Source organism: Jatrophihabitans sp. sgz311053 (genome assembly GCF_056135305.1).
On sequence record NZ_JBWAXP010000001.1, the window covers coordinates 360,199 to 383,114 of the forward strand.

The window sequence follows — 22,916 nt, forward strand, 5'->3', positions numbered from 1 at the left end:
TATCGGGCTTTCTAGCTCTCAGCGCAGACACGCCGATACAGCGATAGCGACTCAGGCCGTCCGGGTCAGCACCCGCCGGCAGCCCTCGGCGAGGACGGCCTCGTCGGCGGCGTCGGGCGCGGCCAGGTCGAGCCGGGGAGCGCCCACGAGCCGCAGGAACTCATCGGACTTGCGCTCGTAGCTCAACCCGACCAGCTCCACGCCCATGGACCAGGCGAAGATCTGCGCGTGGAGCCGGTGCGCGACGATGAGGTCGCAGCAACCCACCACCGCCTTCATCATGTCCGGCTGCAGGGCCGGCCCGACGATCGACACCCGCTGCGGCGCGACGGAGCGCTGCTGCAAGGTGCGGGCGAGCGTGGAGTCGGTGGTGGCGTCGCCGAGCCCGAAGTCGCCGCGCTCCGAGAGCGCCATGATGGCAACGTCGCCGTCGGAGGTGCGCAGCCAGCGGTCGATGGCGGCCAGCGCCAGCTCCTGCTGCCGGGCGTCGCAGTCGGCGTCCATGCAGGGCTTGACCGACACTCCCAGCAGCGGCACGCCCGGACGCACTCCCGCCTGCCGCAGCACCTCGACCGCCTGCCGCTCCGGCGCCGGCGGGAGGTCCACGGCGGGGTCGCGGACCAGGACGGCGGCCCCGCCGAGGGTCCGCGCCGACTCCGGATCCCGCACCGTCACCAGCGGGCTGCGCCGTGCCACCAGGCGCAGCAGCCCGACGATCCACCGCGGGGCCGTCTCGTAGGCCCCGATGGCGACGAAGACCACCGGCTTGCCGATCAGCTGCAGGACGACGGCGATCAGGGGCAGCAGCTTCGGCAGCAGCGTCATGCCGTTGCCGAAGATGCCACCACCGCCAATGGCGACGACATCGCTGCGCCAGACCGTCCGCACCGCGTCGAGGGAGAGGCTCTGCACCGACGCCACGCCGTGCCGTCCCGTCGTCGCGCCGGGGACCCGGCTCAGCACGACCGGTGTCGCATGCGGCCCGACAGTGGCGAGGATCCCCGCGAGGATGGCCTCGTCGCCGAGGTTGCCCCGGCCGTAGTTGCCGATGATGAGGACGCTCGGCTTGCTGCGGAACGTCTGCAGGTAGGGGACAAGCCAGCGTCCCACCGGATCGGCGATCGTGCCCGAGGCATGTGCGGTGTCAGTCATGTCCGTTCTCCCATCGCTCGGAGGTAGACCTCGGCCTGCTGCCGGGCCAGGGCGTCCCACGACAGGTGCGAGACGGTGGCCGGCAGCCGCCGTTGCAGGTCGCGGCGCCATTCGGTGCGCAGGCAGAGTCGTCGCAGCGCCTCGGCGTAGGCCGCGACGTCCAGCGGCGGCACCCGCAGGTCGTCGGGGACGAGGTCGCGCAGGCACGGGATGTCGAAGGCGAGCACCGGCGTCCCCACCGCCGCGGCCTCGGCGGCGACCATGCCGAAGGACTCGTACCGGCTCGGCATCGCGACGGCATCGACTCGCCGGAGCAGGTCGAAGCGCTCGTCGGTCGGCACCCGGCCGAGCAGCCGCACCCGCTCTGCCAGGCCGAGGCGCTCCACCTCGCGGCGCAGCCACCCCTCGCCGTCGCCCACACCGGCGACCACGAGATTCTGCGGGACCTCGGCGGCGACGCGGGCGAAGGACTCGAGGAGCAGGTCCAGTCCCTTGTGGTCCACGTCGAGCCGGCCCAGGAAGAGGATGTCGCGCCGCCCCTCCGGATCGCCGCAGTCGGTGGCGAGCGCGTCGTCCGGCAGGCCGTTGGCGACGACGTCGACCCGAGCTGCCGGATTGCGCCGCCGGAGCTCGTCGGCCATCCCTCCGGAGACGGCGATGAAGCGGCAGTGGGAGCGGACACCGAAGTCCTCGACCGGCCGGAAGGGCAGGTGGTACTCGCGCGACTTGGCGTCGGCGAAGAGCCACTGGACGATCGCCAGCGTCGGCCGACGGGACCAGCGCGGCACCCCGACCGAGCCGATCGGCGCACCGAAGTCCTCGACGACGAGGTCGTAGTGGACCGAATGCCGACGGACGTAACCCGGCAGCCGGGCGAAGTAGCCGATCTGGGCTGCGAAGCGGCCGGCGCCGCGCGGCCCGAGGTGCTGCCGGCCTGGGACCCCCGGCGCCAGCGCACCGGCGGCCGAACCGGGGTAGGCGGCGAAGACCTGGTGGATGTCGAAGTCGGCGCTGAGCCGACGGTTGATCTCGTAGGTGCGCAATGATCCGCCCCCTCGCTGCGGCGCCTCGGGGTCCTCGTAGGCGAGATGCAGGATGCGGGGCCGTGCGCCGGTGGTCGTCACGACGCCGCCGCCGACCGGGCCAGCGCGGACCACGGCGCGCCGCTGTGCTGCAGGGCGGCGAGCACGCCGGTGGCGACGCGTTCGTGTCCGCTGGCCGCCATGTGAACGTGGTCGGGGAGGTAGTCGTCCCACCGGGTGAGCAGATCGGCCGAGTCGATGTACAGCGCATCCGAGCGCACCGAGCAGAGCCCCCGGAGCCGCTCGTTGGTCGCCGCGATGCTGCGGTTGGTCTTCGGCGAGAGCCAGGAGTCGACCCACGGGAAGCCCACCACCACGCTGAGGGCGCCGAGCGCACCCAGCTCGTCGAGGATCGTCCGGCTCGCCCGTTCGAAGTCGGGCAGCGGGATACGTCGCCGGCTGCGCAGACCGTGGACGAGCAGCTGCTTGACGATCATCTTCCCGGTCTGCTCGATGCGCTGCCGCCGGCGGCGCCGCTCGTCGCGGGAGTACATCACCAGGGGCTGCAGCCCCTCCACGCCGTGCCAGGACGCAGGGGCGAAACGCTCGACAAGGCGCTGCACGCCGAAGCCGGGGAAGACGAGAGAGTCGGCGCCGCCCACCGCCACGACGGCGACGGTGGGGCCGAAGGCGCGGATCTGCGGCAGCAGGCTGCCGGCCACGTCGGGCGCGGTGCGGCTGATCGCGGTGAGGTCGAGGATCTCCTCGGCCCCCAGCGCCCGCGCCACCGTCTTGCCGGCCGAGCGGCGGCGCTCCGGCCCGAGGCCGCGGATCCAGCTGTCGCCGATGATCACCACCCGGTGGCCGGGGACGCCACCCGTGGCCGCCGAGTGGTCCTGCGCCGTGCTTGTCATGTGATCTCCCGGGTGTGCTGCGGGTGACGGCTGCTGCTTCGCCGCCTCGTGCTCATGCTGCTGGGGGCGCTCATCCGGCGCCGGTCACGGCGGCCACGACCGGTCGGGTGTCCAGGCCGGTGAGCTCGCCGTGGTCGCCGGAGACGGCGAGGAACGAGGCGGGGATGCCTGCTGCCGTGAGCTTGGCGACCATGTCGCGGCTTTGCGCCTCGGGGACCACCGAGTCCTCGGCGCTGTGGAAGAAGAGGTAGCGCTTGCCCCGGAAGTCCCGGCTGGGGAGCGCGAACGGGCTCGCCGCGGTCACCGCGGCCCGCAGCGCACCCGCCTGCGGATCGCCGAAGGCGCGGGTGATGGCACTCCGGAACCGCGACTCGAGGAAGGGCCGGGCGTCGCTGACCCCGCTGAGCAGGATGACCGACCGCAGCGTGGGGACGATCCCGCGGGCTGCCACCAGCAGCGCGTCCAGACCGCCCATCGAGAACCCCACCGTCGCCACCACGGGCACCCGGCCACCGAGCTTGCGCTTGACCGACGAGACGAGCGCGGCCTGATCGGCGACACTGCGCGGGTTGCCGACGTTGTCGCCGTGCGACTGGCTCGCCGCCACCGCCAGGTGCGCCCGCAGCAGGGCGGAGCGCAGCGGGAAGAGGTTGTCGTCGTCGAGGATCTGGTCCTGGTCCGCCGCGAAGCCGTGCATGAAGAGCACCACCCCGCGAACCGCGCCGTGGGGCTGCAGCAGGACCTCGCGCTGACCCGAGGCCGAGGTCATCCGGGTCAGCCGGAACGGCTCCCCGCCGGAGGCGGGCCGGTCGCCGGAGGAGCAGCCGGCCAGCAGCAGCACCAGCGCGACGAGGGCGGCCGCACCACACCTCACCGGACCGCACCTCACCGGACGGCGGCTCCCGCGACGGCGGCTCACGGGACCTCGTAGACGGTCATCCGGCCGTTGCTGCGGCTGCTGGTCTCGTACACCGTGGTCAACCGGGCGACCTCGCGGTCGACGGCGCGGGGACCGACGAAGGCGTAGCCGTCGTCGACCTGCCGGCGGAAGACGACCAGGTAGCGGACGTCCTTGTTCCGGACCGTGCTCGCCCCCATGAAGTTGACCATGGTGTAGCGAGTGAAGATCTCGCGCTGCACGGAGTTGGTCACGGCGACGACCGTCCCCGGTGGCACGTTCTCGGCCATCCAGCGGTCCACCTTGTAGGTGCCGTCGTCACTGTCGACGCGGTACGTGATCCAGTTCGCGACGTCCGAGACCACCATCGCCGAGGCCACGACCAGCGTGGCCACCACGACGGCGCGGGGTGCGCGGGGGCGCAGCTCACGCGCCACCACGACGAGAGCGATGAGCGCCGGGGTCAGCAGGAAGTTGAAGAACTGTTCCTCGTTGGTGCCGATCAGGACGCAGTAGGTCAGCAGCGGGATGGCGCCCAGGCCGTAGCAGGCGATGAAGCGCTGCAGCGGCGTGACCGCCTTCCAGGCGAGGTACAGGATCGCCAGGCTGCCGATGCCGAGGATGAGGTAGGCCGTCCAGAGGTAGTAGACGTTGCGGATCAGCGCGTCCAGGAAGGACGGACCGTCGGCCTTGTTGAACCCGGTGATCTGCGTGGTGCCGGCGGTCCGCTTGAAGCCGGTGGAGATCTGGAAGACGTAGGTGCTCCAGTTGCCGGTCGCCGCGACGACGCCCACCCAGACGATGTAGGGAACGGCGGCGAGGCCGATGAGGGCGAGCGCCTCACGCCGCGACACCCAGCACCGGAACAGCCACGCGAAGGCCATCGGCACCATCGTGATGAAGACCGCGAACTCCTTGCTCAGGATCGCGAAGCCGAAGAGCAGTCCGGCGGCGACGATCCGGCCCCGGCGGGCGCGTCCGGGCTCGACCGGCATCCGCACGAGCACCGCATAGCCGGCGAGTGCCCAGAAGACCGTCGAGGGCTCCAGGATGTTGATCCCGCTCTGCCGGTGGACGAAGGCGTTGACGCCGAAGAGGGACGCGGTGACGACCGCCGCGGTCCGTCCCGCCACCCGCTCCACGATGAGGGCGATCATGAGGACGCTCAGGGCGGCGAAGATCGCGATGAGCTTGCGCAGGCTGTAGACCTGGGTGAAGACCTCGTTGTGCAGCCCGAAGAACTGCATCCAGACGGCCTCGATCAGGAAGTAGCCCGGCGGGTGCAGGAAGAAGTGCACACCGGCCGCGTACGGCATACCGCCGCGGGCGACGGACTGCCCGACCTGGGCGTAGAAGGGCTCGTCGATGAAGAGGTCGTAGGCAGTGTCGCTGCCGATGTGGAAGCTCAGCCACGCCAGCACCGTCGCCCCGACGAGGAATGCCCGCCACGGCGTCACCAGGCCTCGGGCCCGGTCCACAAGCCGGGGGGACGGCGCTGCCGAGTCCTCGGGCGACTCGGTGGTCCGGTCGACGGTGGCGGTCATGCGATCTTCACCGCGCGCGGCGCGCTCGCCGCGAGGTGCGGCGCCATCGGGCAGGTGTGGGGCGAGAGGAACGGCAGCGCGTTGTGCGGACGAGCCGCACCGTGCCACTGCACGAGGTCACGCGCCCGGGCCAGCCGTACCGTCACCTCGGCCTGCCCCGGCGGCAGCCCCGCCGTGGCCAGGATGCGGCCGGCGTCGCTCTCGTCGGCGGCATTGAGCAGGACGACGAAGGGCCCGTCCACCGAGTCGACACACGCCCGGCAGAAGGTGGTCTGGTCCAGCTCGCGCAGCGCGCGTTCGTCGAGCAGCCGTGCACCCGCACGATCGAGGGTGACGAGCACGGTGGCGTCGGTCCGCGCCGGCGGCGACACCGGCCAGCCGGTGCGACGGGTGCGCTCGGCCGCCATCACCGCCAGGAAGCGATCGGCGGTGGCCGACCAGGTCAGCGAGGCCGCCCAGCGCCGGCACCGCGCCGCGTAGGCCTCGGCCGTGGCCTCGTCGGCGAGCAGCGCGAGCGCGTCGCGCAGCCCGGCGGCGAGGTCCGCCTCGTCCCGCACCAGCCACCCGGTCTCGCCGTCGCGGACCGAGTCGCGCAGCCCGGGCACGTCCAACGAGAGGGCCGGGACGCCCTGCGCAGCCGCCTCGATCACCGTCAGTCCCCAGCCCTCCGCGACGGAGGTGCAGACCGTCAGCCACGCCTGACCGAGCAGCCGGTCGCGCTCGGCGTCGGAGACCCGGCCGTGGAAGCGGACGTGGTCGTCCAGCCCGAGACGCGCGGCGTGCTCACGCAGGCGCGCCTCCTCCGGCCCCTTGCCGATGAGGTCGACGACGAGGTCGCCACCCTCCTGCACGACCGCCGTGACGGCGTCGAGCACCAGCTCCCAGCGCTTGTGGGTGGTCAGCCGGCCGACGCAGGCGACCGTGGGCCGGGACGAGCGGCGGTGCGACGGTCCGCCCGCGACCCGGTAGCCGTTGGGCGTGACGTGTACCTGGCCGCGCAGGCCGAGGCGGGCCCGGACATCGGTCCGGGTCGAGGGCGAGACGGTGCAGACCGGCCGGCCGCCATAGACCCGCCGCGAGGCCGCGCTCTCCAGCCAGCGTCCGAGGCGCGCCGCGAGCGGCGGGAAGTACATCGCGAACTGGTCCTGGTGCACGTGGTGGATGAGCAGCGAGATCGCGCTGCGCTTGGAGAGGACGAGCGGGCTGAAGAACGGGATCCCGTTCTGGGAGTCGATCACCGCGTCGACCCGCCGCCGGTTGAGCAGCAGCCACAGCAGCGCGAGCGGGTAGACCCCCAGCCGCGAGCCGAAGCGGACGACGCGGTAGCCGTCGATGGTGTCGTGACGGGTGGCGCCGCGGGGGCGGCTCGTGACGTAGGTGACGCGCACGCCCCGGCCGACGAGCTCGACGGCCACGTTGTGGCAGTAGGACTCGGCACCTCCTGCGTCGGGGTGCTTGATGTCTTTCCAGTTGAGGATGATCACGCGGGACAGCTGCATGAGAGGTCGATCTCCTTGCTTCGTCGGATTGGGGGGATCTGACGAGGTCGAGGTCAGGACAGCCGCAGCGAGAGCAGTTGCTCGGTGTCGGTGTCGTCGTGGCGCAGCCGGCGCAGTCGCAGGATCTCCCGCGCGATCTCGCCGGCGTGGGTCATCGCCCGCAGCGAGGAGTCGGGATCGTCGCTCCACACCACCGGGACCTCGGTGATGGCCAAGCCCATCGCGTGGGCGCGGGCGAGCACCTCGACGTCGAAGCTGAAGCCGTTGGTCCGCAGGTTGGCGAAGATCCGCCGCGCGGCGGCCTGGGTGAAGAACTTGAAGCCGCACTGGGTGTCGGCGACATCGGGGAGCAGATCGCGGACCGCGAGTCGGAAGGCCCAGCTGCCGGCGCGCCGGACCAGCGGCTGCGCGACGTCGTAGCGAGCCCCCGCGCACCGCCGCGAGGCGATCACGACGTCGTCACCGGCGGCGAGCGCGGCCAGGGCGGGGTGCAGGGTGGCCGCCGGCGTGGCGAGGTCGGCGTCCACGAAGCCGACCCAGGTGGCCGAGCTGCCGAGCATGCCGCGGCGGACGGCCGCGCCCTTGCCGCCCACCGAGCAGCCGATGACGTGCACGCGCTCCTCGCCGTAGCGTGCACGCGCCCGGTCGGCGGCCTCGGCGGTGCGGTCGTAGCTGCCGTTGTCGACGACCACGACGCGGGCCTGCACCTGCGGGGCCGCGTCGAGCTCGGCGAAGAGGGCGTCGAGCGTCGCCGGCAGCCGACGCTCCTCGTTGTAGGTGGGGACGACGATCTCGAGGTCGCAGGGGGGACGCAGCGACGGGGCGACCCGTTCGCCGGGGACGAGGGCGGGGCTCAGGGACGTGAGCATGACTGGCTCCCTTGAGGGGTGGGGTGAGCGGGACGGAACAGGGCGACGAGACAGGCGACGGCGACGAGGAGAAGCAGGCCCCACCAGAGCGCGGGATGAGGTCGGGCCGCCAGCAGGGCGACGCCGGCGAGCAGGACCGCGGCGGGAACGGCGAGGCTTCGCACGGTCGGGCGGGACGTGCCGCGACCCCGCCGGGACCGGTTGCCGTCGGCGCCAAGCTCCCCCGCCGCGAAGCGACCGTCCGCACCGACGAGACCGATCACGGCGGCCCACAGCAGCAGGCTGGCGGTGATGGCGTAGCCGTGCAGGGAGCCGACGGTTCCCAGCGCGAGCAGGCTCGCCGTCTGCAGCACCGCGACACCGCCGAGGACGGTCAGGCAGCGGCCGAAGCGACGTCGCGCCTGGTACGTGGTCGAGATGATGTTGACCAGTCCGGCCGCGACCCCGCTGAAGCAGGTCACCGCCAGTAGCGACCGGGTCTCCCCGAAATCGGCCGGGACCACCAGGCTCAGCACGCCGGCCGGGACGGTCAGGCAGGTCAGCACGAACGGGACGCACAGCACGGCGAAGGTGCGCAGGTTCGAGCCTTCGATGCGCCGGGCGGCGCGATCGTCGGCGGCCGCGACCTGCGCGGTGTACGTCCCCAGCGCGATGGCACCACCGAGGAAGAGGGGGATGCGTCCGATGAGTGCCGCGGTCTGGTAGCTGGCGGCCTCACTCGCCGAAAGCCCGGCGAAGCCGATGAGGACCCCGTCCGCCGCGGCCAGCACGGCGAGCAGGAGCTGGATGCCGCCGAGGCCGGCCGCCTGCAGCGACAGCCGGCGATAGGTGGCACCCTCCATCCGACGCAGCGGCAGCGCAGAGCGGCCGAACCACAGCGCCAGGCACAGCGCGGCGAGGCTGCCGAAGACGAAGCCGGCGATGCCCGCCGTCGCGGTGTGGGAGACCGATCCGAGCAGCGCCAGGGTGAGGCCGATGCGGACGGCCGCCTCGGTGACGCGGATGCCGGCCAGCGGGGCCAGCCGGCCACGACCCTGCAGGTAGCCGGAGGGCCCGGCGAGCAGCGAGATGGTGACGGCGGCGCAGGCCCCTACCAGGCCGAAGCCCAGCCCTCCCAGCGCCCAGCAGACCGGCAGGGCGACGGCGCCGAGGACGACGGCCTGGACGACGGAGCCGGTGAGCCCGAACATCATGGCCTTGCCCGGCGCACCCTCGTAGTCCGACGCGGACAGATACCGAGCCACGGCCCAGGGCAGTGCCGCCGTGGAGCCGGTCCCGACGACGAGCAGCAGGTTCTGACCCGCCGCGAAGGTGGTGAACTCGGCGGCCGGCAGCAGGTGAGCGGCGACGAGGGTCATCGCGTAGTTCGCCGCGCTGACCAGGGCGGTCGTGAAGGCCAGCACCAGCACCACCGCACGCGTCGAGCCGGCGGCACGCGGCGGGACCGGTGCCGGCGGGGCCGGTGTCGGCGGCCCCGGCGCAGGCGCGATGCCGGCGGCGGGCAGGCCGCCGTCGAGCGGTGGGCGGCCGTCGGAGGACCGACGCGCCACCACCTCTGCCGCACTCTTCACCGTGAGCGCCCCCGCTCCTCGTCGCTGTCAGCGCGGCAAGACTAAGCACGCTTTCAGCGGCCCGGGAGCGAGATGAGAAAGAACCCCTCGTGTCCAATTCCCGCATGAGACAGGCCGATTTCGAGGGAATGTCAGGGCAGGCCTATGGTCCCGATCTCGGCGCCATGAGGCGTTTCGCGGAGAATAACCCACGCGAATTTAACAATTGCTCGGGGCCGCAATTGCGGGCTCGCGAGCCTCTTCACTGCCCCGAGCCGCGGCCATGCCTGCCGACACACGCGAAACATGACGACACCGTCGACGGTGCGCGTGACGTGCAGCACGTTGCCACGTTCCGGGGCACCGCGCCACTCGAACGCGTCAGCCCTGGCGAGCGAGGGCGGCGAAGCGCGCGAAGCTGATCCCGGCCGCCCTGTCCTCGATCAACCGTCCGGACATGTACATCATTGCGGTCAGGCGATACGCCTTCGCCCGCTTCGCGCTGAGCTGGAAGGCCGCGGCCCCACCGCGGCCGGTGTTCTCGCCGGCGACCGGCAGTCCGTACTGCGCAGCGAGTCCAGCGAGATAGGCGACCGGCGGGACGCCGGCCGAGTCCGTACCCTGCGCCGGGGCGTCGAGCCAGGTCGTGTAGACCGTCGACCGGATGCCGGAGGCCTTCATCGCGCGGACCTGGTGTGCCCAGTCGAGGCCGGCGCTGATCATGCCGTTGACCTCGGCGACGGTGCGGCCCCGCAGTCCGTCGTTCACGGCACGGGTGGTGAAGCCGGGACGCAACCCCCATGACGGGAAGAGGACCTGCTGCGCCGCCGCGGGGAAGGCCTGGTGCACGGTCCGCATCAGCCACGTCTGATAGCCGGTGAGGCTGGCGTAGTAGTAGTTCAACGACGCGATCGCGTCGGCCTTGCTGCCCCGTCCGGGACGCCAGCCGGGCACGGGCGCGCCGACCTGCGCCGCGCTGTCGTACATCCAGAGCGACATGCGGTGGCCGCGGTAGTCGGCGTCGGGGTAGCGCAGCTCGCCGCTGAGCAGGCCGCCGATCCGGATCGTGGAGACCGGAGCCCCGGCCAGCGCGCGGCCCAGCCGGCCGATGTAGGCCGCCTGCGCGGCGCGCACGGCGGGGTTGAAGACGGCGTTGGGCACGTCTTCGGAGAGCGGGGCACGCCAGACGTCGCCGTACTGGTTGACGAACCGGGTCTGCCCCGGCACCGAGAAGACCCAGGAGGCGGGGTACTGCAGGCCCAGGTCGAGGGTCACCGCCGCCCCCTGCCGCACCGCGGCCCCGACCGTCTGATGCAGTGAGTCGGCCTCGGCGGTGTTCCAGCTGCCGGGGCGCGGCTGCAGCGTGTTCCACCCGCGCCCCACGGCGACGCGGGTGATGCCGCTGGCGCGCAGGTGGCCGAGCTGGTCGGCCGTCGGCGCCAGCAGGCCCATCGCCGGCGGCACCGTCGTCCGGCTGACGGGCGTCTCGACCGGCTCCGGAGCGGACGGCGCGCCGGCAGTCACACCGAGCGCCGTCATCGCGATCACGGCGACGGCGCCGAGGGCTCCGAGCAGGCCGGAGGAGGCGCGCGGGGCGGGGGCGGCGAAGGGCGAACGCGGGGAAGGCATGACGACCTCAGATCATCGTGTTAGCTCCCCGCTAAGTGACAGCCTAACCGACCCGTGCCGCTTGTGCACGAATGGGGCGAAAATCGCCGACGACCCGCGCGATCAGGCCGAGGGGGTCGTCAGGATCTCGGCGCCGTCGTCGGTGACGACCACGGTGTGCTCCCACTGCGCGGCCATCGAACCGTCCTTGGTGAGGACGGTCCAGTCGTCGTCCCACATGTACCAGTCGACGCCGCCGAGGGTCAGCATCGGCTCGACCGTGAAGGTCATGCCGGGCTCCATGATCGTGTCCGCACCGGGCTCGTCGTAGTGCAGGATCGTCGGCTTGGTGTGGAAGCTCGGGCCGACGCCGTGACCGGTGTAGTCGCGGACCACGCCATAGCCGAAGCGCTTGGCGTAGGACTCGATGACGCGGCCGATGACGCTCACCGGGCGACCCGGCCGGATGGCCTTGATGCCGCGCAGCATCGCCTCGCGGGTGCGCTCACCGAGGTCGCGGACCTCGGGCGCGACGCTGCCGGCGTAGAAGGTGGCGCAGTTGTCGCCGTGGACGCCGCCGACGAAGGCGGTGATGTCCACCTTCACAACATCGCCGTCGGCCAGCGGCCGGTCGTCCGGGATGCCGTGGCAGATGACCTCGTTGACGCTGGTGCAGAGCGACTTCGGGTAGTCCTTGTAGCCGAGCGTCGACGGGTAGGCCTTGTGGGCGACGAGGAAGTCGTGGCCGACGCGATCCAGCTCGTCGGTCGTGACGCCCGGCGCGACATGCCGGCCCACCTCGACGAGGGCGTCCGCGGCGATACGCCCGGCGATACGCATTCGCTCGATGGTGGCGGTGTCCTTGACCATCGGGTCGTCGAAGTCCGCCCGGGTCTTCGGCCAGGTCCCGACGTAGTGGGGACGGGCGATGGCCTTCGGCACGTCCCGACGCGGCGAGACGGTGCCCTGACGCAGCGGCTGGGGTGGAGTCACGACGGTCATGACTCCATTGTGCCGCGCGGCTGCCACCGGGCCGATGCCGTCCTCGCGCTAGCGGGCCGGCACCTGCCGGATCGCGCCGGGGCGCAGCGAGAGCAGTTCGGCAGTGGCGGCGTGGTCGGCCTCCTGGACCCAGTCGAGCGTGGAGAGCTCGACGAAGCTCCGGGGCTGCGTCGCCGCGGTCCGGTCGGCGGCGCGTCGCGCGCTGCGTCCGGGCCGGCGGCCCGCCCGTTCGATGCCGCGGCCGGTGAGCAGACAGACGCCCACGCCGAGCGCCAGCCAGATGCCGGCCACCACCACTGGAGTCACGAGCTCATCATCGGCTGCGGCGGGCCGGACCTGAGGCCGAAATGGTCCCGTCACGTCGGGCGTGGGGCCCGAGAACGGTCAGACCTGGACGACCTGCGGCATGAGCATGGGCCGCCGGCGGTACTCGCGGTCCACCCAGCGGCCGACCGTGCGGCGGATGAGGCGCTCGAGCGCGTCGGAGTCGCGGGTGCCGTCGGCGATGGCCTTCTCGATCACCTTGACCAGCTCCGTCGTGATCGGCCGCAATGCCTTGGGGTCGTCACTGAAGCCTCGGGAGGTGAGTTCGGGGCCGAAGACCACCTTGCCCGCCTCGGAGTCGACCGCGACGAGCACCGAGAGGAACCCGTCCTCGCCGAGGATGCGCCTGTCCTTCAGCGTCGAGTCACCGATGTCGCCGACCTCGAGGCCGTCGACGTAGACGTAGCCGACGGGGATGTGCCCGGTGATGCTGGCGAGCCCGTCGACGAGGTCGACGACGGTGCCGTCCTCGGCGAGCAGGATGCGCTCGTCCGGCAGCCCCATCGACCGACCGATCTGCGCGTGCGCGCGCAGGTGCCGCCACTCACCGTGCACCGGCATGAGGTTGGTGGGGCGGACGGCGTTGAGCAGGTAACGCAGCTCGCCGGCCGGGGCGTGTCCGGAGACGTGGACCAGCGCCGTGGACTTGTGCACGACGGTCGCCCCGAGCCGGGACAGGCCGTTGATGACCTGACCCACCGAGGTCTCGTTGCCGGGGATGAGCGAGGAGGCGAGCAGGATGGTGTCGTCGGAGCTGATGGTGATCGTCTGGTGATCGCGGTTGGCCATCCGGGACAGCGCCGAGAGTGGCTCGCCCTGCGACCCGGTGGAGATGAGCAGGATGCGTCGGGACGGCAGCTCCTCGGCCATCTTGAGGTCCACGATCAGCTGGTCCGGCACCCGCAACAGGCCCAGGTCTCGTGCGATGCCCATGTTGCGGACCATGGAGCGTCCCACGAAGGCGACCTGCCGGCCGCTGGCATGGGCGGCGTCGAGGACCTGCTGCACCCGGTGCACGTGCGAGGCGAAGCAGGCGACGATGATCCGGCCCTGCGCCTTGGTGATCACGTCCGCGACGACCTTGCCGACATCCCGCTCGGACGGGATGAAGCCCGGCACCTCGGCGTTGGTGGAGTCCGACAGCAGCAGGTCGACGCCCTCGTCGCCGAGGCGGGAGAAGCCCGGCAGGTCGGTGAGGCGACCGTCCAGCGGGGTCTGGTCCATCTTGAAGTCGCCGGTGTGCAGCACCGTCTGCTCGCCGGCACGGATCGCGACGGCCAGGGCGTCCGGGATGGAGTGGTTCACCGCGAAGAAGCGCAGTCCCCAGGCGCCGAGGTCCAGGCTCTCGCCCTCGACGACCTGGCGGGTGACCGGCTTCATGCGGTGCTGGTCGAGCTTGGCGCTCACCAGCGCCAGCGTCAGCCGCGAGCCGATGACCGGGATGTCGCCGCGCTCGCGCAGCAGGTAGGGCAGCGCGCCGATGTGGTCCTCGTGGCCATGGGTGAGGACGACCGCGTCGATGTCGTCCAGCCGGTCGGCGAAGTACGACCAGTCCGGGAGCGTGACGTCGATGCCGGGCGAATCGGTCTTACCGAGCAGCATCCCGCAGTCGACGACGAGCAGCCGGCCGTCGTACTCGAACATCGTCATGTTGCGGCCGATCTCCTTGATGCCGCCGAGCGCGACGACACGCAGGCCGCCGCGCGGCAGCGCCGGAGGTTCAGCCTGGCCCTGGGTGCCGCCGTTACTCATGCGATCGAGGCTAGCGTGACGCCCATGGAGACCACGGTGCAGGCGATCAGCAGCGACAACATCACCGGAATCGGCATCGGGGTGATCGTCATCCTCGTCATCCTCGGCTTCGTGCTGGCGGCGCTGCTCACCCAGATCTTCATCCGCCTCGCGATCGCCCTGGTCGTCGTCGTCCTGGCCATCGTGGTCTGGCAGCAGCGCGGCCGGGTCGAGGACGAGATCAACAGCCGGGCCTGCAAGCTGGACACCACCTTCTTCGGCGTCCACGTCGAGGCCCCGGACTCGGTACGAGAGGCCTGTCAGCGCTGACTCGTCTCGTTTCGCGGCCGGTTCGGGACGGGCACAACCAATTTGTCCGTTCCGACCCCCTCGAAATGAGTAACCATGCGACGCATCGCCGCCGTCGTCCTCACCGTCGTCGCCACCGCGACACTGACCCTGGGCCTCGCGAGTTCTGCCACCGCGGCACCGGCTCCGGTGCAGCCGGTCGCCTCGGTGGACCTCAACCGCTACGTAGGCGGCTGGTATCAGCTCGCTGCCATCCCGGCCGTCTTCGAAGCGCAGTGCGCGAAGAACGTCACCGCCACGTACGTGAAGAACAGCGACGGCACCGTCGGCGTCACCAATAGGTGCGCGACGTACCTCGGCTTCACCAGCAGCGTCAAGGGCAAGGCCCGGGTCGAGAACGCCCCGGCCAACTCCGCGCTCAACGTCTCCTTCTTCCGCCTCTTCGGCAGGCAGGTCTACGGCAAGAACGCCAACTACCTCATCTTCGGTCTGGACCCGCAGTACCGCTGGGCGCTGGTCGGTTCGGCCGACCACAAGACCGGGTTCGTCCTGTCGCGGTCGGCGACACTCGGCGGCAGCGACCAGGCCGCGATCGCACGGACCATCGTCGCCAACGGCTTCGACCTCTGCGCCTTCGAGGTCACCAAGCAGGACGGGGGCGCGCAGCAGCGGACCACCCTCTGCTGATCGTGGGGACGGCTACAGGTCCAAAGTCCCGATTCGCATGACGTGCGTCACCCTCGACGGCAGACCCTCGTTGAACCGATCGGACGGGTGGGGAACCGAACGCCTTCCCCCGAGGCTGACGGTGCGATCCGGCCACTGCTGACGGCAGCGACGCGCTTTCCCCCGAGGCGTGTCGCTGCCGTCGTCGGCTGTGAGCTCAGCTCTGCGGGCCGCGGTGCCGCCGGCCCTGAAGCAGATGGACCAGCACGGGGACGAGCCCAAGGACGACCACGCCCACGACGACGACATCCACGTAACCCTTGTTGCGCTGGACGAAGTCGAACTGCCCGAGCCAGTAGCCGAGCAGGATGACGCCGACGGTCCAGACGATGCCGCCCAGCGCCGAGTACAGGGCGTAGAGGGCGAAGCGCATCCGTCCGACACCGGCCATGACCGTCGCCACCGTCCGGACGATGGGGACGAAGCGGCCGATGATGATCGTCCACGAGCCGAACCGCTCGAAGAAGTCATGCGCGCGGGTGACGTACTCGGGACGGAAGAGCCGCGACTTCGGCCGGTCGAAGACCACGGGTCCGGCGCGGTAGCCGATGCCGTAGCCGACCAGGTTGCCGAGGAAGGCCGCCACGGGCGCGACGACGAGGAAGGCGGCAAGGGGGGTCTTGATGTCGCCGACCGCGAGATAGATCCCGGCCGCGAAGAGCAGCGTGTCGCCGGGGAGGAAGAAGCCCACGAGCAGCCCGCACTCGGCGAAGAGCACCAAGGCGAGAACGAGCAGCGCACCGCTACCCGAGAGCAGGGTGTCCGGACTGATCGGGTTGGCCAGCAGCACGAGGGGCGAGTCTACGGATGCCGGCGATGCCCCGGCGCCACTCGGCGGTCGCCGCGCGCGACTCACACCGGGACGGGAGGCCCTCGCCCGGGCGACTCGAGGGGCCTGCCAGGATGCCGACGTGACCACGCGAAGGACGACCACCCTGGCCGCCGCGCTGACGGTGGCGCTGCTCGTCACCGGCTGTAGCGACTCCTCGCCGGCCGAGGCGGGCACGTCGGTACGGGCAACGGCGACCTCGACGGGGACCGCGACCGCGTCGTCGGCGGGCTCGTCGGCTCCGGTTGCCGGCACGACCGGTCGCTCGTCTGCCACCTCCGCAGCGGCCGCCGGCGTGGCCTATCGCAAACCGCGGGCCTGTGACGGCATCGCGCTGCAGTCCGGCGCCCGGATCCCCGCCGCGAAGCTGGCCGGCTGCATCAACGCGGCCATGACCGCCTGGGGCAGCGGCCGCGAGACCATCACGGCCGCCGACCTCCGCGGCAGCGCCGAGTTCACCTACGGCCGGACGCCGACGATGGCGGGGCAGTTCACCGGCTCGGACGGAACGGTGAAGTTCCGTTTCCTGCCCAAGACCGCATGGCTCACCTCCCACGGACGCTGGGTGCGGGCCGACCCTCGCTCCAGCGACCCGACGGCGTTGGCCGCCGCCGCGGCGGCCAGTCTCTACCGGGTGTACGCCTCGCCGGCGGAGACGGTGCGGGTGCTGGCCGCCGCGCCGTCCTGGAAGCCGGCCCCGCGGCAGGACGTCGTCCGGCTGCCCCGCGGTGAGGTCAAGGCCTGGCGGATCACGGCGACCGGGCCGTTCACGGTGAACCTGCTGGGACCGCAGCGCGTCAACGCCTACACCGTGTGGGTGAAGAACGACTTCACCCCGGTAGGCGTCCGGGGGACGGTGACGAGCCAGGGCGTGCGGAGCACCACCACGCAGTACTTCTACGACCTCGGCAAGCCGGTCGTCGTCACCGCACCGAAGTAGGACACCCGAGGCGCCGGCATGACAGGCTGCGGCCCGTGACGGGCTATCGATTCCCCTGGCAGACCATCTTCTGGCTCTACCTGGTCAGCACCCTCGGCTTCGCGCTGGTCGCCCTCTTCAGCACCGGTCCGGTCGCCGTCCGCATCGTCTTCGGCCTCGGCGCCCTGCTCGGTCTCTGGCTGGCGGGCAGCGCCTGGCGTCATTGGCACGCTCGCTGACGGGTCCATCACCGGGCTTGTCCGCGCCGCCGGGTGGTGCGCTCAGCCGGGGGCGAGAATGTGTCCCGTCGGATGTGCCTCGTTATGTCATCCAGCGGTAGCGGACATCGGCGAAGGAGTCGACGTCGAAGACGGAGAACCAGCGGAGCACGCGGGTTCCCGTGTTGCGGATCGCATGAGCGCAATCGCCCGGGATGTAGACGCTGTCCCCCGCCCCGATCTCATCGGCTCTTCTCGTCGAGAGTGATCCGTCCCGACCCTTCGACGATGTGGTAGCTCTCGGTGGCGTCGTGGCAATGCTCGCGGAGCTGCTGGCCGGGCTGGAGGAGGCGATGCCCCTGCTCATCCCGCACGTGCCCGTCACGTCGCCGCTGAAGAGGGTCCGGAAGTCGACGGTGCCACGGGTCGGGTAGTCCCAACTCACGAGATCGCGATCCATCTCGCGGCTGACGTGAGCTTCAGGGTCCATGTGACGTGACACCTCTCCGAAGTGTGGAGTGATCCGGGGCCTCTGCTCGGGACATCGACAGTCCGAGATCCGACTCTCGTCGACAGACCACCAGCGTCCCCGCCGTCAGCGGTCCGCTCGCCGTTGGGTGAGTCGCAGATCGGCCAGCTCGACTGCCAGAGCGAGATTCGGTGATCCCATCCGTTGCCGGACGGTTCGCTGCGCAGCTTCCAGGACGTGCCTGATCTCGAGCCGATCCAGCGTCGGATGGCGAGCTGCCAGCTGGTTGACAGCGCGCCCGACGGAGCTCACGACGGGCCCCCTCCATTTCGCCCAGGGATGTCTTGCCGCCGCGTCGGAGCGGGTTTGCGCGACCCAAACAGGTGGTGCACCAATCTATTGCACCCTGCTCGCTACGGCCACAGGACGCGATCGGTCACCGGCCCGACCGGTTCGAGGACCGGGATCAGCAACACCAGCGCCTCGCAGCGGGCGAGCATTTCGGAGATGGGCTCGCGGGGCCACGACATCATCACCGCCGCGTCGAGAGTGTCCAGCGCTGTCCGCAGCATCGCTCCGACATCAACGCCGCTCGGGTTCGTCACCGGCCAGTGAGAGTCCGGCTCGTGTGGCCATGGGGTGCTCCCTCCCGGTTGGGAAATCCTCTCCTTGGGGCTTCGCTGACGTGCGGTCGCTCTTGCCGCACGTCGGCGTAGCCGCTGGCCTGGTCCAGACGGCCGGAGGATGCAAGGGCCCGCCCGCCCGACCGGACCACGCGTGGTGCGGAGCACCATCCCGATGCCGCTGGAAAGAATCACCCCTTGCGGCCGGAGGCCGGCCGGGGCTACCCAGCTGGGAGCGCCACCGCAGGGAGGCGAGACCGCACCACCGGCACGACTGCGCCATCTGCTTGTCCGCACGCCACGGGACCGGACCACAGCGGCAGCGACGTCACCGGCTGACCGCCGGTGGCACGTTCGCCGGCAGCCTCTGTCGCTGCCGGCGCCGCAACCGTGCGAGGCGATGGGACGACTCAGGTCGGATGGGCCGGCCCCTCGCCTCTGCTCGCGATCAGGTCACGGCCGATGCGAGCAGCGCGAACGCCCGGCTCTTGAGCGCGCTCACCTGACCGGAGACGACCCGTTCGGCCCGGACTTCGGCGGCGTTGCGCTTGCCGTCAACCGGGGCGTAGTGCTCCAGGTATTCGGTGACGACCCGCGCGGGAAGGTCTCGGTCTTAGCGACTGCTGAACGACACCCTGCACCTCTTTTGCCGCTATATATGGACGTAACGCACAGAAAACTCATATGGTGCTTTTGGTGGCCCTACTCCGGGCTCCGAGGGAGGGAACGATGAGGTTCAGGACTGTGGTGAGGGGCGGTGCAGCAGCCGTCCTGGTCGCGGGTGTCTGTTTCGGCGTACCGATCGTGGCGTCGGCGGCGACGACGGATTTGACTCTGATGACGGGCAAGGTTGTCGACGGCAGCACACCCGTAGCCGGATCGCCTGTCATGGTGTTTGCCTGGCCGAATCAGGATGCACTGGTTGCCATGGGCGATGACGTCACGTTCAACAACCCGATCGTTGAATATTCACAGACTGCAAACGACGGCTCTTATGCGGTGTCGCCCGACCTGAGCAAGCTCGGGCCCGACTACGTGGGCCCTTCGGGAGAGGTCTCCCTGTCGGTGATGGTGGGTGGCACCGAAGTGAACGTTCCGGCTGCGCTCGCCGGTTCGGCAGCTGCAGCGGACACGTCTCTGAACGCCACACCGACAAACCGGATGGTGGCAACCATCAACACCGGCGCAAAGACGCTCACCAGCGCGGTAGGGCAGGATGCGCCGATCACGGCTGCGGTTCAGTTCTCCGCGACCGGGGCGACGGCGACCGCGGAACTGGCGAAGCATGGCCTGGCTACGCCACGAGCCAGCAGCAGCGCCTCTTCGCCGGCCTCAGGGGTCTCGCCGATGTACTGCGCTACTGACTCGACCAGGACCTACTGGCGCAACAAGAACGAGGCGTTCATTCACCTGTATTCCAATGCCTTTGCGCCCGCGGCGTTGACCGAGACCACGGCGTCCGCGCACTCGCTGGGCATTGGCGTGTCCGCCGAGGGTGAAGACTGGTCCGCGTCGGGAAAGACCACGATCGAGACGAACCAGGACAACAGCCTGACGCACAAGTTCGCCCGCAACTGGACCGTCTACAACAAGGTGACCTACCGCGAATACGTCACGACGTGCTCGGGCGGACCGAAGTTGACGGTGACGTACTCGGCACGACCCGACAAGTTCGACGACATCATCACCGGCGACAAAGCGATCGGAAATCCGGGCAACAGCTACAACGTATGTCGCAGCGCGATCAAGGGTCAGGTTTACCGCAAGAGCGGCGGTAGCAACCTCACCTTCGAAGCAGGGGTCACCCTCGGGATCGTCAGCCTGCAGGCAAAGGCGTCTTACTCCAAGAACACCGAAGTGGTCTGGTCGGTGAACCAGAGCAACGTCGACTACATGTGCGGCAACGGGGACTCCTGGCTGAACGCCGCCAACGCTGCCATCAAGCCCCGCCAAGGGCAGTGTGGAGCAACTCCGGCGGACGCCGCGTCACTGAACGATGGCGATGCGATACTGCCGAACGGCCAGCCTGACTCCATCACTCCGGACTGCTGAGGTTCAGCTTCGTGACACGTCGCGCCCGAAACGGCATGGCAATCATCGCCCGGACGACGGCGGTAGTCGGGATCCTGGTCACGCCGCTCCTCGCGGGATGTGGCACGTCCGGCACGGCCCGGACCGGCGCGCGTGCCTACTCCGACGTCAACGGCACCACCAACCCCGGTATCGGCAGTCAGAACATGGCAATGTCCACGCCGGAAACGCTGCAAGCAGGCGACGTGTGCACGCAGGGTGGGCCCGTGCGCATCAACAAGGTCGAACCTGCGCACACCACCGGCAAGTTAGTCGTCGTCGCGTGGGGAACGCGCCCACAGCTGTCGACCGCAGTCGGTGGCGAGGACGACCCGGCGAGTGCACCGGTGACACTGGCCTCGCTCGGTGGATTCACCCATGCCGCCTTCACGCAACCTTGTGTCCGTAAGGCAACTGCTCACCGCGAACTCAACATCGAGGTCAAGGCGGGCACACCGTCAGCCCACGCCGACAGCTTCACCGTGACCTACAACAACGGCCACACCTTCACGGTTCCGTTGGAATACGTCCGATGCACCGGACATGTCACCTCCAACTTCACCTGCAAGAACAACAACTAGGGGCGCCGACCTCGGACACAAGCGTCTCCAATACTTCACCCCGCCCGGCCCAGGGGGTCGCGAAGCGTTTTACTCCGCGGCCCTCCGTGGTCTGGCACGACCGGGAGCGTTTCGAGCACCGCGGACCGCACTCACGCCAGCCGTTGGGCGGATCGAGCTGGATGTCGGCCTCGAGCAGGCCGTAGTGGCCGAACCATGACGTCGGTGGCGTCGCCCGCCACCAACGCTTGGCGGCGTCGAGCCTGCCCCTCGGGACGCGGCTGAAGTCCTGGTCCGCGACCCGGCCGACGTGGTGGGCGGCGGCCCCGGCGGTCTACCACATCTGGACCGGCTCTTCGAACCGGTTTGCCACCCACTGCACCCACGTCACCAGCGCCCACCATCCGCCGGCCGGATCACTCCCTCACGCGAGCAGGTGCACCCCGTAGGTCGGTGGGATCGCCAGCAGAACGTGCGGCGGCCCCCAGCCCAATGTCGAGTCTCAGGACTTCGCTGACGGATTGATGTCTCGGGACATCGCTGACACCTGACCTGCTGTGGGCTGTTGTCCATGGCGCGGAAGGCGACTGCAATGGACGCGCGGACGGCGGCTGCCCTGGCTCAGGGCGTCGACGACGTGGCCGAGTTTGCCGGGTGCCAGGCATCAGTCGGCAGAGCTACTACAAGTGGAAGAAGCGGTTCGAGATCGAGGGGTTGGACGGGCTTCACGAGCGCTCCCGCCGCCCGAGCTCGACGCCGAACGCGACACCGGTCGAGGACGCGATCGTGCGGGCCCTGTCAACGACGGGTGAAAGTGGACCCCCTTGCGGCGTCTGAAATGAACCCCTCTTCCGGGTTGATTAGTCCTCGGCGTTTGGTGGTGGGGTGCGGCCGAGGTCGCGGTCTTTGAGGCGGTAGCTGTCGCCTTTGAGGGCGAGCACTTCGGCGTGGTGGACCAGGCGGTCGATCATGGCTGCGGCGACGTCGTCGTCTTCGAACGCCTCGCCCCATCGGCCAAAGGGCTTGTTCGAGGTGACGATCAGCGAGGCCCGTTCGTCACGGGCGCAGACGAGTTGGAAGAACAGGTTCGCGGCTTCGAGTTCGAACGGATGTAGCCGACCTCGTCGATGACCAGCAACGGGTAACGCCCGAGGCGGGTGAGCTCTGCCTGCAGGGTGCCGGCGTGGTGGGCATCGGCCAGCCGGGTGACCCACACTCATGTCTGGACCGTCTACCTTCGGCTCGGACGGCGCGTCATTCTCAAAACTACGGAACCGGGTGCTGATCATGAGGGCAACTGCCATGGCACCCTTTGCCGCGCACCTAGAAGTCACGCAGCCGCGCCGCGCCGACTAAGTGGCCGCGGTACGCGTAAATTCTCCCGGATCGCAAGTCCGGCGCAGTTACGTACAGTGCGATGGCAACCAGGCCACCTCTTGACCGGTCAAGGGAAACTGTTCGCGAATGTGGCGCTCCGGTTAAGCGAAGTTCAACGCCTTCGTCGCTACATCGCATAGTCAACAACCACAACTGGTTTGCGGTGGTATCCGCCCCCGCCCGTGGCGGAATGTGGTCGTGAACCGCCGGCGCCGTGGCGAAGTCGCCCCTGGTCGGACGGTGAAGCTTCATGGGTACCAGCACTTCGCGGCCCGTATTCAGTGCGATGTTGCACGCCCGACTGACCGGCGGACGTGCCGGAGATGTACATGCCGTCACGACACAGCTGAGGATCACCAAGGTGGCTGCGATCCTGCCGACGAGCCTGCTGGACACGTGAACCCCTTCTACCCTCGCTGACGGCACGGTAGCCGATTCCGTCGGCTGGGTCCCCGGGGGCGTCGCTCCCAGTCGAGGCGGACGGTAGCGGGCGAGGAGCTGACGCGCTTGGCTGGCGGACCCGCCCGGATACTTCATCACCGGGATTCGCCGTGCCCGTCTCCGCATGCGTGTGAAGCGCTTGCTGCGGCATCAGCGCAAGGCTCGGGATGAGTCTCAGTGGCGCACCAGCGTTGGGGCGAATAGCGCTCGGCGCGCCTGGCTGACTGGGGGTTAGTCTGCGTCGGTGACCCGCCGCCGTCGG

Annotated in this window: 22 protein-coding genes and 1 pseudogene; 8 read left to right on the plus strand and 15 right to left on the minus strand. The window is 70.1% G+C overall.

Annotated elements, in window-relative coordinates; translation table 11 throughout:
- Positions 1-51 precede the first annotated feature (51 nt).
- From AC0NZQ_RS01410 to AC0NZQ_RS01465, 12 genes are all read right to left on the minus strand, one after another.
- Complete coding sequence (locus tag AC0NZQ_RS01410) at positions 52-1,152, minus strand: polysaccharide pyruvyl transferase family protein (protein ID WP_474527841.1); 1,101 nt, start codon at positions 1,150-1,152, stop codon at positions 52-54.
- Positions 1,149-2,276, minus strand: a complete 1,128-nt coding sequence (locus AC0NZQ_RS01415) for a glycosyltransferase family 4 protein (protein ID WP_474527842.1) — start codon at positions 2,274-2,276, stop codon at positions 1,149-1,151. The genes AC0NZQ_RS01410 and AC0NZQ_RS01415 overlap by 4 nt, the downstream gene beginning before the upstream one ends.
- Positions 2,273-3,088, minus strand: coding sequence for an SGNH/GDSL hydrolase family protein (locus tag AC0NZQ_RS01420; RefSeq protein ID WP_474527843.1), 816 nt, complete (start codon positions 3,086-3,088; stop codon positions 2,273-2,275). The genes AC0NZQ_RS01415 and AC0NZQ_RS01420 overlap by 4 nt, the downstream gene beginning before the upstream one ends.
- Before the next feature lie 70 nt (positions 3,089-3,158).
- Positions 3,159-3,962, minus strand: coding sequence for an alpha/beta hydrolase family protein (locus tag AC0NZQ_RS01425; protein ID WP_474527844.1), 804 nt, complete (start codon positions 3,960-3,962; stop codon positions 3,159-3,161).
- A gap of 41 nt (positions 3,963-4,003) precedes the next feature.
- Positions 4,004-5,530, minus strand: coding sequence for an ArnT family glycosyltransferase (locus AC0NZQ_RS01430; protein WP_474527845.1), 1,527 nt, complete (start codon positions 5,528-5,530; stop codon positions 4,004-4,006).
- Complete coding sequence (locus AC0NZQ_RS01435; RefSeq protein WP_474527846.1) at positions 5,527-7,029, minus strand: glycosyltransferase family 4 protein; 1,503 nt, start codon at positions 7,027-7,029, stop codon at positions 5,527-5,529. The genes AC0NZQ_RS01430 and AC0NZQ_RS01435 overlap by 4 nt, the downstream gene beginning before the upstream one ends.
- Positions 7,030-7,082: 53 nt before the next feature.
- The gene (locus AC0NZQ_RS01440; RefSeq protein ID WP_474527847.1) at positions 7,083-7,898 is read right to left on the minus strand and encodes a glycosyltransferase; all 816 of its coding nucleotides are present in this window, start codon (positions 7,896-7,898) and stop codon (positions 7,083-7,085) included.
- Positions 7,883-9,469, minus strand: coding sequence for a lipopolysaccharide biosynthesis protein (locus tag AC0NZQ_RS01445; protein ID WP_474527848.1), 1,587 nt, complete (start codon positions 9,467-9,469; stop codon positions 7,883-7,885). Before AC0NZQ_RS01445 ends, AC0NZQ_RS01440 begins: the two co-directional genes overlap by 16 nt.
- A gap of 360 nt (positions 9,470-9,829) precedes the next feature.
- Positions 9,830-11,077: a hypothetical protein gene (locus tag AC0NZQ_RS01450; RefSeq protein ID WP_474527849.1), complete on the minus strand. Its 1,248-nt coding sequence runs from the start codon at positions 11,075-11,077 to the stop codon at positions 9,830-9,832.
- Between the two features lie 102 nt (positions 11,078-11,179).
- A complete protein-coding gene (gene map, locus AC0NZQ_RS01455) occupies positions 11,180-12,058 on the minus strand; it encodes a type I methionyl aminopeptidase (protein ID WP_474527850.1) in 879 nt (292 codons plus the stop codon).
- 48 nt (positions 12,059-12,106) lie between these two features.
- Positions 12,107-12,364, minus strand: coding sequence for a hypothetical protein (locus tag AC0NZQ_RS01460; RefSeq protein ID WP_474527851.1), 258 nt, complete (start codon positions 12,362-12,364; stop codon positions 12,107-12,109).
- Between the two features lie 78 nt (positions 12,365-12,442).
- A complete protein-coding gene (locus tag AC0NZQ_RS01465) occupies positions 12,443-14,134 on the minus strand; it encodes a ribonuclease J (RefSeq protein WP_474527852.1) in 1,692 nt (563 codons plus the stop codon).
- Between the two features lie 24 nt (positions 14,135-14,158).
- On the opposite strand from AC0NZQ_RS01465, the gene AC0NZQ_RS01470 reads away from it, so the two are divergent.
- Positions 14,159-14,443, plus strand: coding sequence for a hypothetical protein (locus AC0NZQ_RS01470; protein ID WP_474527853.1), 285 nt, complete (start codon positions 14,159-14,161; stop codon positions 14,441-14,443).
- 75 nt (positions 14,444-14,518) lie between these two features.
- The gene (locus AC0NZQ_RS01475; protein ID WP_474527854.1) at positions 14,519-15,109 is read left to right on the plus strand and encodes a lipocalin family protein; all 591 of its coding nucleotides are present in this window, start codon (positions 14,519-14,521) and stop codon (positions 15,107-15,109) included.
- A gap of 196 nt (positions 15,110-15,305) precedes the next feature.
- Here AC0NZQ_RS01475 and AC0NZQ_RS01480 read toward each other — a convergent pair whose 3' ends face one another.
- Positions 15,306-15,938: a DedA family protein gene (locus AC0NZQ_RS01480; RefSeq protein ID WP_474527856.1), complete on the minus strand. Its 633-nt coding sequence runs from the start codon at positions 15,936-15,938 to the stop codon at positions 15,306-15,308.
- A gap of 121 nt (positions 15,939-16,059) precedes the next feature.
- Here AC0NZQ_RS01480 and AC0NZQ_RS01485 point away from each other — a divergent pair, with 121 nt between their 5' ends.
- From AC0NZQ_RS01485 to AC0NZQ_RS01495, 3 genes are all read left to right on the plus strand, one after another.
- The gene (locus AC0NZQ_RS01485) at positions 16,060-16,917 is read left to right on the plus strand and encodes a hypothetical protein (protein WP_474527857.1); all 858 of its coding nucleotides are present in this window, start codon (positions 16,060-16,062) and stop codon (positions 16,915-16,917) included.
- Positions 16,918-16,952: 35 nt separating this feature from the next.
- A complete protein-coding gene (locus tag AC0NZQ_RS01490) occupies positions 16,953-17,135 on the plus strand; it encodes a hypothetical protein (RefSeq protein WP_474527858.1) in 183 nt (60 codons plus the stop codon).
- A gap of 290 nt (positions 17,136-17,425) precedes the next feature.
- The gene (locus AC0NZQ_RS01495; protein WP_474527859.1) at positions 17,426-17,548 is read left to right on the plus strand and encodes a hypothetical protein; all 123 of its coding nucleotides are present in this window, start codon (positions 17,426-17,428) and stop codon (positions 17,546-17,548) included.
- 448 nt (positions 17,549-17,996) lie between these two features.
- Here the strand turns inward: AC0NZQ_RS01495 and AC0NZQ_RS01500 are convergent, their stop codons facing one another.
- Entirely contained in the window at positions 17,997-18,188 is a 192-nt protein-coding gene (locus AC0NZQ_RS01500) for a hypothetical protein (protein ID WP_474527860.1), read from the minus strand.
- Positions 18,189-18,935: 747 nt separating this feature from the next.
- Here AC0NZQ_RS01500 and AC0NZQ_RS01505 point away from each other — a divergent pair.
- The 3 genes from AC0NZQ_RS01505 (at position 18,936) to AC0NZQ_RS01515 (ending at position 21,673) form a co-directional block, all read left to right on the plus strand.
- The gene (locus AC0NZQ_RS01505; RefSeq protein WP_474527861.1) at positions 18,936-20,258 is read left to right on the plus strand and encodes a hypothetical protein; all 1,323 of its coding nucleotides are present in this window, start codon (positions 18,936-18,938) and stop codon (positions 20,256-20,258) included.
- An 11-nt stretch (positions 20,259-20,269) separates the two neighbouring features.
- Positions 20,270-20,857: a hypothetical protein gene (locus AC0NZQ_RS01510; RefSeq protein WP_474527862.1), complete on the plus strand. Its 588-nt coding sequence runs from the start codon at positions 20,270-20,272 to the stop codon at positions 20,855-20,857.
- 633 nt (positions 20,858-21,490) lie between these two features.
- A complete protein-coding gene (locus AC0NZQ_RS01515) occupies positions 21,491-21,673 on the plus strand; it encodes a helix-turn-helix domain-containing protein (protein ID WP_474527863.1) in 183 nt (60 codons plus the stop codon).
- Between the two features lie 23 nt (positions 21,674-21,696).
- Here AC0NZQ_RS01515 and AC0NZQ_RS01520 read toward each other — a convergent pair.
- Positions 21,697-22,049 (minus strand): annotated as a pseudogene (locus AC0NZQ_RS01520) (ATP-binding protein); the annotation flags it as partial.
- Positions 22,050-22,916 lie beyond the last annotated feature (867 nt).

What these genes read in the sequence shown, in the direction of transcription:
- AC0NZQ_RS01410 (WP_474527841.1), bottom strand. Translation starts at nt 1,152, where the DNA reads ATGACTGACACCGCACATGCCTCGGGCACGATCGCCGATCCGGTGGGA.
- AC0NZQ_RS01420 (WP_474527843.1), bottom strand. Translation starts at nt 3,088, where the DNA reads ATGACAAGCACGGCGCAGGACCACTCGGCGGCCACGGGTGGCGTCCCC.
- AC0NZQ_RS01430 (WP_474527845.1), bottom strand. Translation starts at nt 5,530, where the DNA reads ATGACCGCCACCGTCGACCGGACCACCGAGTCGCCCGAGGACTCGGCA.
- AC0NZQ_RS01435 (WP_474527846.1), bottom strand. Translation starts at nt 7,029, where the DNA reads ATGCAGCTGTCCCGCGTGATCATCCTCAACTGGAAAGACATCAAGCAC.
- AC0NZQ_RS01440 (WP_474527847.1), bottom strand. Translation starts at nt 7,898, where the DNA reads ATGCTCACGTCCCTGAGCCCCGCCCTCGTCCCCGGCGAACGGGTCGCC.
- AC0NZQ_RS01450 (WP_474527849.1), bottom strand. Translation starts at nt 11,077, where the DNA reads ATGCCTTCCCCGCGTTCGCCCTTCGCCGCCCCCGCCCCGCGCGCCTCC.
- map (WP_474527850.1), bottom strand. Translation starts at nt 12,058, where the DNA reads ATGACCGTCGTGACTCCACCCCAGCCGCTGCGTCAGGGCACCGTCTCG.
- AC0NZQ_RS01465 (WP_474527852.1), bottom strand. Translation starts at nt 14,134, where the DNA reads ATGAGTAACGGCGGCACCCAGGGCCAGGCTGAACCTCCGGCGCTGCCG.
- AC0NZQ_RS01470 (WP_474527853.1), top strand. Translation starts at nt 14,159, where the DNA reads ATGGAGACCACGGTGCAGGCGATCAGCAGCGACAACATCACCGGAATC.
- AC0NZQ_RS01475 (WP_474527854.1), top strand. Translation starts at nt 14,519, where the DNA reads ATGCGACGCATCGCCGCCGTCGTCCTCACCGTCGTCGCCACCGCGACA.
- AC0NZQ_RS01505 (WP_474527861.1), top strand. Translation starts at nt 18,936, where the DNA reads ATGAGGTTCAGGACTGTGGTGAGGGGCGGTGCAGCAGCCGTCCTGGTC.